Source organism: Bradyrhizobium sp. CCGUVB1N3 (assembly GCF_024199925.1).
In the GTDB taxonomy this organism is placed as follows: Bacteria; Pseudomonadota; Alphaproteobacteria; order Rhizobiales; family Xanthobacteraceae; genus Bradyrhizobium.
Genome location: NZ_JANADR010000001.1, coordinates 4,578,056 through 4,591,453 on the forward strand (window position 1 = coordinate 4,578,056; position 13,398 = coordinate 4,591,453).

Below are 13,398 nucleotides of genomic sequence, written 5' to 3' on the forward strand. Positions count from 1 at the left end.
CCAGATGAATAACGTTTTGTCGCCAACCACAAGTTACGTCGCTGCTTATCGTTAAGCCGATACCGTTGCGCGCCGGCGCAGGATCGCCTGTGTCCCGATCTGAGACGTGCGGAACCTCGCCGTCTGCGACGAGCTGTCGTCGGCTCAGGACTCCGGCCTGTCCACGCATTGGAACCTGGCGAGAAAATGCAGGCCGGCCACCGCGAGCGCAAACATGAACCAGGTCGGATTGATGCGATCGAACAGGAAGGTTTCAGTCGTCCCATAGTACAGACCGAACAGCCAGATCGTGAGGAACAGTTTTGCCAGGGGACGGCTGCGGCTCTCGTCCTGCACCACCTGAAAATTCCTGAGCGGTGCGATGACAAAGATGAAGATGCAGAGCAGAAGGCCGGGCAAGCCGATGGTGACCGCGAGATCGAGGTAACTATTATGACTGTGCGCAGCGGTCACGGCCCACTCGGCACCCTTGGCGGTCTCGCGCTGGCTGACATCGTCCCAGAATGCCGCGTAGCCATGGCCCAGGATGGGCTTTTCCGCCACCGCCGTCAGCGCGAACTCCCAGATGTCGCTGCGGCCGGTAAAGGTCGGATCGACCGGAAGCTGCCTGGTGACAGCCGCAAGCGTGGGGCTCGCGACGCTGCCGATCGTCAGCAGATTCATCACGATGAGCGGCGCAAAGCAGATCACCCGCTTCAGCCAGAGGCTGCGGGTGACATAGACCATCGATGCCAGGAGATAGATGACGAGGCAGAGGGCCGACGAGGTTTTGCCGCCGGTGAAGATCAGGAAGATGCCGGCAAGAACGCCGATCACTGGCCCCATGACGAGCGACCCCACCCCGGCAAGATAGATGCCGAGATAGACCAAAATGGACATCACGGGCGATGCGACGTTCTTGTGCCCGAAACTTCCGCGCCAGTCGCCGGCAAGATGCGGCTCCGCGAAGTCGGCGGCCGTATGCATCGCGAGCTGCGGCGCCAGCAGAACGCCGAGATAGCACAGGGCGAGCAGCACGAGGGCCGCCCCGCCGAGGCACTGGTTGAAGCTCCTCGGCGTCGGCGGCAGCAGCGGGAGCAGGACGGCGAGCGTGGTCGCGCTCGCCGTCAGCACCAGCCGCTGCAGCGACAGATCGCGGTTCTCGGAGAACGCGACGTTGATCAGCATCCAGCCTGCAAAGCAGAGATGGAGCGGCGTCAGCAATGTGCGAAGCGACGGCGCATCGCCGGAAATCGCGAGCAACAGCGCCACCGCGGCCAGCGAGGCAAAGGAGATATAGTACAGCGCCAGCCGTCCCGAGGCCGCACTGGCAAGGCCAGCATCGCGCAGGTCCGGGAACGGCCCCAGGGTCACAAGGACCAGGAGCAGCGCTGCGATCATGACCAGGCAGCGCAGGGCCTGAAGCGCGTTCAGCCCAGTGAGCAGGCCCCCCAAAGCCTGACCGAGCGGCCGGGCCCCCACGCCAGTCATGTCAGCGGCACTGCGATCCATCGGTCACCCTTAGCCGACCCGTGCTAACCTTTCGTCAACCAGCAGGCTTGCCGAACCCGCCGCCGATCGGGTGTTTAACGCTAATATGCGAAAGCCGGCCTCGAGCCGCCTTTGCTGCAAAGCTTTGACCCATATCTGGCTATCATCGGAGGCGACCCAAGCCGCCATCATGCGACTCCGGGCCGGATATGCGGCCTGGTTAACGAACCATTAAAACGCAGCTCCCGACGACGAGGCGTCAATTGACCACTGCCGGCGCCATCCTTGATCCCCCGCTGGGCGAGCCGTCGTCCGCCGAGGAGCGCGCTCATCGGACTGCGCGTTCGGCCAGCTTCGTCTCCATCATCATTCCCGCCAAGAACGCTGCCGCCTATATCCGCGAGACCATCGACAGCGCGCTCGCGCAAGGCGCAGATGTCGGAGAAGTCATCGTCATCGACGACGGCTCGAGCGACGAAACCGTGGCGATCGTCCGGTCCATCGGCGACAGCCGGCTGCACCTGATCGCGAACGAGCTCACGGGCGTCTCGGCGGCGCGAAATCTCGGCGCGCGCAAGGCGCGCGGAGAATGGCTGCTGTTCCTCGACGCCGATGATCGTCTGCGCTCCGGCGCGGTGGCCATGCTGGTCGCGGCTACGAAGGCCACGCCCGCCGCCGTTCTCGTCTATGGCGACTACGATCTGATCGACAGTGACGGACGGCCCATCGGCCGCCGTGGCCTCCTGCAAGGACGCAAGAAGCCGTCTGGCGATGTGCTCGCGCGACTCGCGCGCGGCAACTTCATCGTCAATGGCGGCATCATGCTCGTGCGCACTGACGCGTTCCTGACGGCCGGCGGTTTCGACGAGCGACTGAGCTTGTGCGAAGACTGGCATTGCTGGTGCCGCCTGGCCGCGATCGGCGAATTCCGGTTCGTGCCCGCGCTGCTCCTCGACTATCGCCTCCACACCGCGAACACGATGAATGCAGCCGTGCGCTCGCCGCGCGACTTCTTTCCGGCGGTGGAGCGCGTCTTTGCCGACGAGCTGATCCTCGGCAGGCTTGCGCCGGAGAGCCGGCCCGCCCTGCGGCAGGCCGCCGAGATCCATCTCATCACGTATGCGGCAACCCAGGCAGTCCGCTTCGGCCGCTATGGCGACGCGCTGAGCTATATGCGCATGGTCGGGCAGCGGTCGCTCACGGCACTGCCGCGATCCCTCGCGAAGCTCGTTCTCGCCAGCTTCGGTATCTAAGCTTCAGGAGACGATCTTCGAGGCCTCATATGGCCGCTGCTCGATGCCGAAGGCGGCGAGCGCGCTGCCGAACGCGACCATCACGGGATGCATCGCGACGACGGCTTTGCTCCTGAACGACAAACGCGCCGCGCGGACCAGCGACAGCGGCAATCTTGCCAGCATCGTTGCGAAGACGCGCGCGCGCGCCGCCGCAGTCCTTGCCGCCTTCGACTGCACCCGATAGTTGATCGCTCCGATGCGCAGGCCACGTTTTGCGATCCACCCCAGGCTCGTGCGGCTATGCGGCACCGTCTCGGTGATCACGGCTTCCGCGGTCCAGTGGAACGTCATGCCGGCGTTCCGGCATCGCACGAAGAAATCGCAATCGCCGCCGCCGAGGAAATTGAACCGGAGATCGAAGGCCGGACTGCCGAGCCGGTCGAATACCGAACGCGTGATCAGGCAGTTGCCGCAGCCATAGATCTGCGGCACGGCGCCGCTGTAATCATAGGCCGGACAGAAGGCAGGATGGCGCGCGAGCCAGGGTTTGCTGTCGTCGTCGAAAATCGGCAGCACCGGACCGCCGACCACGTCCGCGCCGGTCGCTTCCGCGGTACGCACCATCAGCTCGAGCCAGTCGGGCGAGGCGATCTCGTCGTCGTCGATCATCAGGAAACGGGTAGCTGCGGGAAACAACGCCTGGGCGGTCTCGAACGCAGCGTTGATCGCCTGACAATTGCCCTGCCGCTTCTCGACCAGGCAGACGCCCTGAAGTTTTCCGGCAGAGAGGTACTCGGCGGCGACCGGCGCGCTCTCGCGCCGCGCGGCGTCGTTCTCCACCATGACCACCGCGAAGGAGCGCGGGGTGCGCTGGCTCGCCAGCGACTCCAGCGTCAGCCGCAGATGCTGCGGCCGGCGAAAGCAGGGAATGCAGACGACGATTCCGACCGACAGGTCGAGCACGTGCGAACTCGCGGCGATCTCCCGGTTGGGGTCGCGCACGGCATCGGTGATGCGGCTCATGGACAGGTCGGTCGGGATCAGCGTCATGATATCGTTGAATGGCCCAGATGTGTTGAAAAAGCCCTGCTCCAGGACGGCACAGCAAGCTTGCTGCGAACCAAAGATGTCCCAATATGGCGCCGTCCCGCGGGACGTTGCCTCATGCCAGAGGACGCCATCACGCGCGGTACGGCTGCGCAAGCCGCTGAATCCAGCCTCCCCTGCAAGCCAGTCGTCATCACCGCTTTCACGCGCTTTACCTTGCGAATTTGCGTCGAAGTGCTCTGCAATTTCCGATCCAACACGCAGCCGCAGGCAAATGCGGACGATGCCGTAGTTAACGGGCCTTCGCATTAACCCAACCGTAAGCACCGCAACCATTGGCGGCCCGGCGGCATCGAATTTGCTCTTCGAGCGTGCGAGAGATTCCCTGTAATTTGAAACGAACCCGCGCGATTGAAGAACATGAATAAACAAGCCACGATCGATTTCGCGACTGCGACCCGCATTGATGCGAACGCCATCACTCCGCCGGCACACACCCAGGCACTGCTTGACCTCGTCTCGGGCGAAGCGCGCGACAGCCTGCTCGCCGTTCACGACGTCCTGCGGCGCGAGCTGCCGCCGGGCGAGCTCGCAATCTACGAGGCCGGCGGCGGCTCCAGCAGCTTCCTGCCGCTGGAAATCCTCAACCGCAGCCACGTCACCGTCGTCGACATCGACGAAGACCAGATCCGCAACAACGACTACGCCCAGGAAGCGATCCTCGGCGACGTCCAGACCTACCGCTTCAAGCCGGAGAGTGTCGATCTCGTCATCTGCTACAACGTGATCGAGCATCTGCCCGACGTCGAGGCCGCGCTGAAGAATTTCTGCGAGGCGTTGAGGCGCGGTGGAATGATCCTGATCGGCGCGCCCAATCCGCGCTCGCTGTCCGGCGTCGTCACCAAATATTCGCCGCACTGGTTCCACGTCTGGTTCTACCGCCAGGTCCGCGGCATCAAGAACGCCGGCGAGCCGGGCGAGCCGCCGTTCCCGACCTTCTTCCATCCGCTGGTGACGCTTTCAAATCTCGAGGCGTTTGCCGCCGCGCACGGCCTCGAAACGATCTACCGCCGCGAGGTCGAGAGCCCGCGCTATCCCGAGATGCGCAAGCGCAAGCCGCTGTTCGCCGCTCTCGTCGATGCCGGCGCCGCGGCGCTGAATTTCATGCTGCCGCGCGGCACCGACATGCGACGGGGCGACTACCACGTCATCCTGCGGAAACGCTGACAACCATGGCGGCGGCGCACCCGGAATTCCGACATGCGGGCCCTGCCCGCGACGCGCCGTCGGACGCGTGCGCGCTGACTCTCGTGCGCGGTAACGAACCGTTAATCCCTGGGGAACTGCGGCGGTTGAAGCGTCACAACGACGCGCCGCGCGCTCGCATGCGCTTAAACGCTTTGTTTGCCATTTCGGTGAATAGTCCCTCAATGAGTATGGTTAATTTTCCCTGGTGCGTTTGTTCAGCGCCTATATCAGGGGCGCAGCGCGTAACCCGAAGAGTAACCCCTCAGCCTGCGGCAGTTGGAGTGAAAGCTGGGGATCATGCTTGACTATGACCAGCCGATAGAGCGATCGAAGCGAGAGGTCAGGCAGCCCGCGCCGTCGGCCGGCTTCAACGTGCTCGAGCTCGTCCATCTGCTCTGGCAGCGCAAGGCCGCGATCGCGGCCGCCGGCCTGATCGGCGCGAGCCTTGCGGTCGCCGTCGGCAAGAGCCTGACGCCGCGCTACACCGCAACCGCTCAGCTCTATGTCGATCCGCGCGAGCTGCAACTCGTCGATCGCGAGCTGACGCCGCGCGCGCAAGACGTTTCCGGCATGTCCATGGTGGTGGAGAGCCAGGCGCGCCTGATCACCTCCAACAGCGTCCTCCTCCAAGTCATCCAGCAGGCCAATCTCGGGAAGGATCCCGAGTTCGGCGGCGGCGACGGCAGGAGCCTGATGTCGTCGCTGCTTGGCCTGATCGGTCTCCAGGGCCGCGCTCCCTCGGCTGCCGACAACAGGGAAGTTCAGCTTGGCGCCCTGGAAGCGCTGAACCGGCGCATCACGATTCGCAAGACCGAGAAGAGCTTCATCGTCGACGTCGAGGTCTGGTCGACCGATCCGGCGAAGGCGGCGATGCTCGCCAACACGCTGACCAACGTCTATCTCGCCGAGTCACGCAACTCGCAGGCTTTGGCGGCGCGGCGCGCCACCAACGACCTGTCCGGCCGGCTGAAGGAACTGCGCGAGCGGCTGCGTACGGCCGAGACCACGCTTGCGACCTACAAGGCGCAGAACAATTTCGTCGGCACTCAGGACACGCTGATCAGCGACCAGCAGCTTTCGGCCAGCAACCAGCGGCTTGCCGCGGCACGCGCCGCGACGCTGGACGCGCAGGCGCGCTACGACCAGATCGAGGCGAGCCGGCGCACCGCGACCGATGCCGGCGCCATTCCGGAAGCCCTGCAATCTCCAACCATCGCGAATTTGCGCGCGCAATATGCCGATGCGCGCAAGAAATACGCGGAGCAGACCGCCGAGCTCGGGCCGCGGCATCCGGCGTTGCGCCAGACCGAGAAGCAGGTCGAGGATCTCAAGCGCACCATCAACGAGGAGATTGACCGCTTCGCCCAGGCCGCCAAGAACGACCTGACGCGCGCTCGGGATTATGAGGCATCGCTCAACCGCGCGCTGGAGACGCAGAAGCGCCAGAGCGTGCAGCTCAGCCAGGCCGCGGTGCGCCTGCGCGAGCTCGAGCGCGAGGCGGAGGCCAGCCGCGACGTCTATCAATCCTTCCTGAAGCGCTCGCGCGAGACGGAGGAGCAGGAAAGCCTGAACACGTCGGCGGCGCGCGTGATCGGCGAGGCCACCGTGCCGCAGCGGCGCTCGTTCCCGCCGGCGATGAGCCTGTTCGCCATGATCGGCTTCTTGTTCGGTTCACTCGCCGCCGCCGGCTGGTTCGTCGCCGTCAGGCAATTGTCCGCCGGCGCAATGGAGCCGGAGCCGTCGCGCCGCGAGCGCACGGCCACCCCGGAGGCTCCCAAGGCATCGGTCGACGATGCCGCGGCGCCACAGGCGCCGCCGCTGACGCTGGTCGAAAAGCCGCTGATCGCACGCCTCCAGGAGGCCGACGTCATGCGTACGCTCGGCGCCATCCTCGCCGTCGACAATACAGTCGACCTCACCCGGCTGGGCTGGCCGACGCTCCGTCCCGGATTCCCGCTGACGACGCTGATCAACGCGATGCGCGATATGCGCGCCGCGGCGACGCGGCATGCGGCAGGCAAAGCCATGCCGGTGATTGCGATCGTCGGCGCCGGTGCCACGGACGGCCGCAGCATCGCCGCGTTGAACTTCGCGCTCGCCGCCGCGCGCGACGGCACGCGCTTGCTGATGATCGACACCGACCACCAGGCCCACCAGCTCTCCAGCAAGATCAACCGCCCCGGCAGGAGCGAGCCGGGCCGCTTCGGCTGGCTCTCGATCGGCAACAAGGCCTCTCGCGAGATCAAGACCGCGAACGGCATTTCGGTGCTGCCCGTCACCGACGGCGATGCCGGCAAGGCCACCGAGGCCATCCGCAAGGCGGTGACGCAGGCGCGTTCCGCGGGCGGCACCGATCTCGTGATTCTCGACGGCCCGGCGATGCCGCTCACCGCCGCCGACCGCAAGCTGCTGGACGCAGCCGACGCGCTGGTGGCCGTGCTGCCCACCCACCTCGACATCAACGAAGCCATGGAAGACATCCTCACCGCGCTCGGCGGTGCCGAGCGCAAGCTCGTCGGCGTCATCCTCAACGAGCTCAATCCCGCGACCCAATCGCGCCAGCGAGGCAAACAATATGCTTGAGCGCCGCGTCAATCTGGTCGGACGTGCCGCGACTGCCGAGGTCCCACGGACCACCGTCGGTGGTCTTCGCATGGCAGCGCTCGACCTGGAAGCGACCGCCGACTTCATGATCGAGGCGACCGACCCACGTCATCGCATCGGCCGGCCGCTTTATCTGACCTCCGCCAATGGTGAAGTGCTGGCGCGCTGCTCGACCGAGCCGCAAACCGAGCGTCTGTTCCGCGCTGCCGACCTGATCAATGCCGACGGCCAGCCGCTGGTCGCGGCCTCCAAGCTGCAATCATGGTTCCCGCTGCCGGAACGTGTCGCGACCACCGACCTCTTCCATGTCGTTGCCCGCAAGGCCGAAGCCGCCGGCCGGACGTTCTACATGCTCGGCGCCAGCGAAGCCGAGAACGCTGCTGCCGTGGCCCGGGTTCAGAAGATGTACCCGAACCTGAAGATCGTCGGACACAGCCATGGCTATCTGCGCGGCGACGCGTTGCGGGCCAAGGTCAACGAGATCAACGCGCTCGCGCCCGATTATCTCTGGGTCGCGCTCGGCGTGCCCTTCGAGCAGGCCTTCGTCGAGGAGTACACGCCACATCTCGCCAATGTCGGCGTCATCAAGACCGCCGGCGGCCTGTTCAATTTCCTGTCCGGCAGCCGGAGCCGCGCGCCGAGATGGATGCAGACGATCGGGCTGGAATGGGCCTGGCGCACCCTGCTCGAGCCGCGGCGCCTGTTGTGGCGCTATCTGACCACCAATCCCCGCGCGCTCTATCTCTTGTTCAGCCGCAAGCGGCCGTTCAATCGCTAGCGTGGCGGCACGGCGAGGCTTCTGCTAAACTCACGTTAGGCATCCGTAGACCCCATGCCTTGCCGGGCGGTAGCCTTGGCGGCTAGAACACACCAACGCGGTCGGCGCCGGCAAAAGCCCCAGTCGCCTGTTACCCGTGCGGCCGACGATGAGGTCGGCCTGAATGGCTCGCCAGGATTTGCGCGAGCGGATTTTCTCACCGCGTCAAGGCCGTCACCGAGTCCTTAACTGATCGGCTTGTTTTCAGGCGCGGGACAGGGAGCACCGAAGCAATGCATCAGGCTCAACGCCTGGAGTTCGAGCGCGTGATGGACGAGTTCGCCCGCTGGCACGCCGTGCCCGAGAACGAGCGCTCGCCGGCGCCGGCGTGGTGGTGGGGGCCCGCCATGGCGGTGTTCGACGATCACGAGCCGATGAGCGGTACGTGGTGTTGCGCGCTTGGCTTGACCGAAAGCGCGAGCTTCGCTGAAGGCGCACGCACGATCCTCGCACTGTTCGTCGAGCAGACGTCGCTGACGGGACCGCAGGATTTTCCGAGCAAATCGGAGGGCGATGATCCCGCAATTCGCGAGTTGCACCCGCTACCGTCAGACGACAGCGCGTTTCAGCCGTGATGCGGTCTCCGCCTCGCTGCCTGCGTCCTGCTCGGGCTGGAGTGGCGGCGCCGTGGGTCGCAGCAGCTCGGCCATCTGCCGCGCCGGCAGCGGCCTGGCAATCAGGTAGCCCTGCATCTCGTCGCAGCCATGGGTACGCAGGAACGTCTCCTGTTCGACATTCTCGACGCCCTCGGCGACCACCGTCATGCCGAGCGCCTTGCCCATGCTGATGATCGCCTGCGCGATCGCCTGGTCCTCGCTGTCATGCGGCAGGTCGCGCACGAACGAGCGGTCGATCTTGATGGTGTCGATCGGGAAATGCTTCATCAGCGACATCGACGAATAGCCGGTGCCGAAGTCGTCGATGGCGAGGCGAATGCCGCGGCTCTGGATGGCGTCGAGCACCTTCAACGCGCGACCGACGTTGCGCATCATCATGCTTTCGGTGACTTCGAGCTGGAGCAGCACCGGCGACATGCCGCTCGCCGCGAGCGCCTCGTCGACATCCTGCAACAGGTGCTCGTCGGCGAACTGCCGCGGCGACAAATTGACCGCCATCGATAGCGGCAAGAGGCCGCGGCGCTGCCAGGCCATGGCCTGCGCGCAGGCCTCCTTCAACACCCAACGGCCGATCGGAACGATCAGGCCGGTCTCCTCGGCGAGCGGAATGAACTGCGCAGGCGATATGCTGCCGAGCTCGGGATGCGTCCAGCGGAGCAGCGCCTCGACGCCGGTGATCTGGCCGGTCGCCATGTCCACCTTGGGCTGGTAGTTCAGCGCGAACTGCTCGCGCTCCAGCGCCCGGCGCAGCGCGCTTTCCAGCGACAGCCGCTCGATCGACTGCGTCTTCACCTCGTTGGAGAAGAAACGGTAGCCGTTCTTGCCGTCCTCCTTGGCGAGATACATCGCCATGTCGGCATTCTTGGTCAGCGTCTGCGCGTCGGCGCCGTTGGCCGGATACATCGCGATGCCGATCGAGGCCGTGGTGTGACACTCGTGACCGGCAAGCTCCATCGGCTGCGCGAGGGCCGTCAGAAGCCCCGTTGCGATGCGCTGGACGTCGTCGATCTCGCCGCACTGGTCGAGGATGACCACGAACTCGTCGCCGCCGAGCCGCGCCATCACGTCGCTCGTCCGCAGCGCGCTGCGCAGCCGATCAGCGACTTCGAGCAGGAGCAGGTCGCCCGCCTCATGGCCGAGCGAATCGTTGATGACCTTGAACCGGTCGAGGTCGATGAACAGCAGGGCAAACCGGTGTTCGTGGCGCTGCGCCGTATCGATCGCCGCGCGCAAGAGTCCGTTGAACATTTCGCGGTTCGGCAGGTTGGTCAGGCTGTCATGGGACGCGAGATATTCGATGCGCTCGTCGGCCTTGTTCTTCTCGTCGGCACGGTCGAAATTCTCCATCGCGAAGGAGACGTTGTCGGCGAGGCGCTGGAGCAGCTCGACGAACTCGCCGGTGAAGGCAGCTTGCTCGGTCGACATGTAAATCATGACGCCGACGGCCTGATCGTGCGCAATCAACGGGAATGCGGCGCCCGACCGTGCCCGGTCGCTGCGAACGATGGCATGGAACGCGGCGACCCGGTTGTCGTTCAGATAGTCGTTACTGATGCAGGGTTGCCGGGTGCGGAACGCCGTTCCGCTCATGCCACGACCTTCGGGGCGCGCAGCGTCGATGGACAGCCTGACGTTCCGTGTCGTCTCCGAGGACGGACCGGCAGTAGCGACAATCTCGAGCTGGTCGCTGTCGGCACTGGCGAGCGCGATGGTGGTCGAGGTGAACTTGCCGCCGAGCACCGCCGCTTGGCAGACCAGCTCGTACAATTCGGCACGGGACTTCGCCCGCATGATCGCCTCGTTGGTCGCGCTCAGCGCCGCGAACATCAGCGTCAGGCGCTCCTTCTGATCCTCGGTACGAGCCTTCTCTTCGGCGCGGTCGAAATTGTCGAGCGCGAAGGAGACGTTTTCCGCGAGGCGCTCCAGCAACTCGACGAGGTCGGGCGTGAAGGTATTTTCCTCGGGCGCGAGGAACAGCAGGATGCCGATCGGCTCGCGACCTGCGCGCAGCAACGGGAAGCTCGCCGCCGCACGGGTGCCGTCCTCGTTCGCCTTGGTGCGCCAATGCTCGGAGCGCGGATCGTTCAGATAATCGTTCATCACGCAGGGCCGGCGGGTCCGTATCGACGCGCCGATCAGGCCGCTGCCTTCGGGATGATCGGCGGAGACGACGCAGGTGCGACCGAGCATCCGCTCGTGTTTGCGGCCCTTGGCCGCGACGACGCGAACGAATTCGCCCTTCGGATCCATGAGGCCGATGGTGGTCGAGGCGAACATCCCGCCGAGAACGGCGGCCTGGCAGGCCACCTCGAACAGCTCCTCGCGCGTCTTGGCGCGCATGATGGCTTCATTGGTCGCGCACAGCGCCTCGAACATGCCGCTCAGCCTGTCGCGCTGCCTGTCGGCCCGAGCCTTCTCCTCCGCGCGGTCGAAGTTCTCCAGCGCAAATGCGACGTTCGCCTGCAACCGCCGGAGCAACTCGACGAACTCCGGAGTAAACGTGTCGCGCTCCACGGCATTGAAGAGGAAGACACCTTCGACCCGACCGCCGTTGAACAGCGGCAAGGCCGCTGAAGAATGTATGCCGGCGCGACGCGCGCTTTCGTGCCACGGCTTGATGCGCTCGTCGGCAAGGATGTCGTTGCTGATATAGGTCTGGCGGGTCCGGAAGGCGGTTCCGGTCAACCCTCGTCCCTCCGGCACTGCGTCGGTGAGGGCGAACCTCTGGTTGCGTAAATCTTCCGCATGCGGCCCATAGCTCGACACGACACGGAGCAGTTCGGCGTCAAGATCGGCCAGAAAGATCGTGGTCGAGGCGAATTTTGCACCTTGTACCGTGGCCTCGCAGACCAGATCGAACAGTTCGGCACGCGATCGCGCGCGCAGAATCGCCTCATTGGTGGCGCCGAGCGCGGCATACATCCGCGCCAGCCGCTCCTCCTCGGCAGCGATCCGTGCCTTGTCCTCGTCGCGCGCGAAGTTGTCGAGGGCGAAGGAGACGTTCTCCGCCATGCGCAGCAGCAGGCCGACGATCTCCTGGTCCTTCGCCCAGGACCGACTGATGAAGAACAGCAGCACGCCGACGCTGTCGCCACACTTGATCAGCGGCGCGGCCACGCAAGCCGCGACGCCGGTATCGACGGTGACCTGCTCCCAGGGCGTTCCCTTGGTGCGGCTGGAGAGATCGTCCTCGACGATCGGTTCCTGCGTCCGGAACACCTGGCCGGAAATGCCGCGGCCGAACGGGTTCTCCGGATCGATCGAATAGCGCGCCTGGGTGACCAGCTCGAGATTCTCGCCCGTTCCGGCCACCGGCTTCAACCAGTGTGAACCCTGCTCGCGGAGCAGGACGATGGTCGCAATCGACTTGGCGCTGTGCACGGAGGCGTCGCAGACGAGCTGGTACAGCTCGAGCTCGGTCTTGGCGCGCAGGATGGCTTCATTGGTCGCGCTGATGGCGCTGAACATGCGGTTCAGCCGCCGCATCGCCTTTTCGCCATTGAGGCGTGCCGTTTCACGCTCGAGATTCTCGAGCGCATAAGAGATGTTGGACGACATGCGCGTGAACAGCGAGACCATCTGCTCGTCGAGCGATCCGGCCTCGGTGCGCGTGGCGAACAGTACGCCGACGCTCTTGCCGTTGCAGATCAGCGGCAGCGCCGCGGCCGCACCGACGCCGGCCTTGATGGCGCCCTCGCGCCACGCCAGCGAACGCGGATCGTTGAGAAAGTCGTTGCTGATGCACAGCCGCTGCTCGCGAAACGCCACGCCGCCGACGCCTGATCCTTCCGGCGTTCCCTCCTCGACGGTGATGTTGATCGACCGCAGCCGGGGGACGTCGTCGCCGCAGCCGGCCGCAAAGCGCAGCCGCTGGCCGTCCGGCTCGACCAGGAACACCGAGACCGCAAAAAAATCCCCGCTCGAAAACCCGGCGTCGCAGACCTTCTGGTACAGCTCGTCCGGCGATTTCGCATACAGGATGGCTTCGTTGATGGCACTCAACGCTGCAAATGTGCGCGCGAGGGTCGTCTGCAAGGTCTCAACTCCCGGGCATTCCTGCCGTTTTTTCCCAGGACTTTATCCGCGACGACCGCCTAAGTGGTCGTTATTGCTCCTTGCAAACCCGCAATCAAAGTGAACGAGCTGCGAACGAACGGTGCAAAACTGTGCGCAAAACTACGGTGGACGCGGCCTCTCACGCCGGCGGGCGGCATCCTCGTACGACTCCTTTACGGATTTGCAGCCCTGATTTGGTTTACGGGAGATTGATATCGCGCCTGCGCTTTGTCGCCCTTCGAGACGACTGCTCCGCGACCTCCTCGGGGTGAGGAGATGGACCGGTGCAAGTGTCCAATCAAAA

Annotated in this window: 8 protein-coding genes; 5 read left to right on the forward strand and 3 right to left on the reverse strand. The window is 65.1% G+C overall.

Translation table 11 applies throughout. The features are described from left to right. Positions 1 to 144: 144 nt before the first annotated feature. Positions 145 to 1,491, reverse strand: a complete 1,347-nt coding sequence (locus tag NLM33_RS21930) for an O-antigen ligase (RefSeq protein ID WP_254098615.1) — start codon at positions 1,489 to 1,491, stop codon at positions 145 to 147. 242 nt (positions 1,492 to 1,733) lie between these two features. On the opposite strand from NLM33_RS21930, the gene NLM33_RS21935 reads away from it, so the two are divergent. Then, a complete protein-coding gene (locus NLM33_RS21935) occupies positions 1,734 to 2,723 on the forward strand; it encodes a glycosyltransferase (protein ID WP_371929976.1) in 990 nt (329 codons plus the stop codon). 3 nt (positions 2,724 to 2,726) lie between these two features. Here NLM33_RS21935 and NLM33_RS21940 read toward each other — a convergent pair whose 3' ends face one another. Beyond that, the gene (locus tag NLM33_RS21940; RefSeq protein ID WP_254105852.1) at positions 2,727 to 3,755 is read right to left on the reverse strand and encodes a glycosyltransferase family 2 protein; all 1,029 of its coding nucleotides are present in this window, start codon (positions 3,753 to 3,755) and stop codon (positions 2,727 to 2,729) included. Between the two features lie 417 nt (positions 3,756 to 4,172). Here NLM33_RS21940 and NLM33_RS21945 point away from each other — a divergent pair, with 417 nt between their 5' ends. The 4 genes from NLM33_RS21945 to NLM33_RS21960 all read left to right on the forward strand — a co-directional run bounded on the left by NLM33_RS21945 (position 4,173) and on the right by NLM33_RS21960 (position 8,996). Next, positions 4,173 to 4,979 carry a bifunctional 2-polyprenyl-6-hydroxyphenol methylase/3-demethylubiquinol 3-O-methyltransferase UbiG gene (locus NLM33_RS21945; RefSeq protein WP_254098617.1) on the forward strand — a complete coding sequence of 269 codons (807 nt, stop codon included), beginning with the start codon at positions 4,173 to 4,175 and terminating at the stop codon, positions 4,977 to 4,979. A gap of 318 nt (positions 4,980 to 5,297) precedes the next feature. Next, the gene (locus NLM33_RS21950; RefSeq protein WP_254098619.1) at positions 5,298 to 7,583 is read left to right on the forward strand and encodes an exopolysaccharide transport family protein; all 2,286 of its coding nucleotides are present in this window, start codon (positions 5,298 to 5,300) and stop codon (positions 7,581 to 7,583) included. Then, positions 7,576 to 8,382: a WecB/TagA/CpsF family glycosyltransferase gene (locus NLM33_RS21955; protein ID WP_254098621.1), complete on the forward strand. Its 807-nt coding sequence runs from the start codon at positions 7,576 to 7,578 to the stop codon at positions 8,380 to 8,382. The genes NLM33_RS21950 and NLM33_RS21955 overlap by 8 nt, the downstream gene beginning before the upstream one ends. Before the next feature lie 272 nt (positions 8,383 to 8,654). Then, positions 8,655 to 8,996: a hypothetical protein gene (locus tag NLM33_RS21960; protein ID WP_254098623.1), complete on the forward strand. Its 342-nt coding sequence runs from the start codon at positions 8,655 to 8,657 to the stop codon at positions 8,994 to 8,996. Here the strand turns inward: NLM33_RS21960 and NLM33_RS21965 are convergent. Further along, complete coding sequence (locus NLM33_RS21965; protein WP_254098625.1) at positions 8,970 to 13,073, reverse strand: GAF domain-containing protein; 4,104 nt, start codon at positions 13,071 to 13,073, stop codon at positions 8,970 to 8,972. The two genes, NLM33_RS21960 and NLM33_RS21965, sit on opposite strands and share 27 nt — an antisense overlap. Positions 13,074 to 13,398 lie beyond the last annotated feature (325 nt).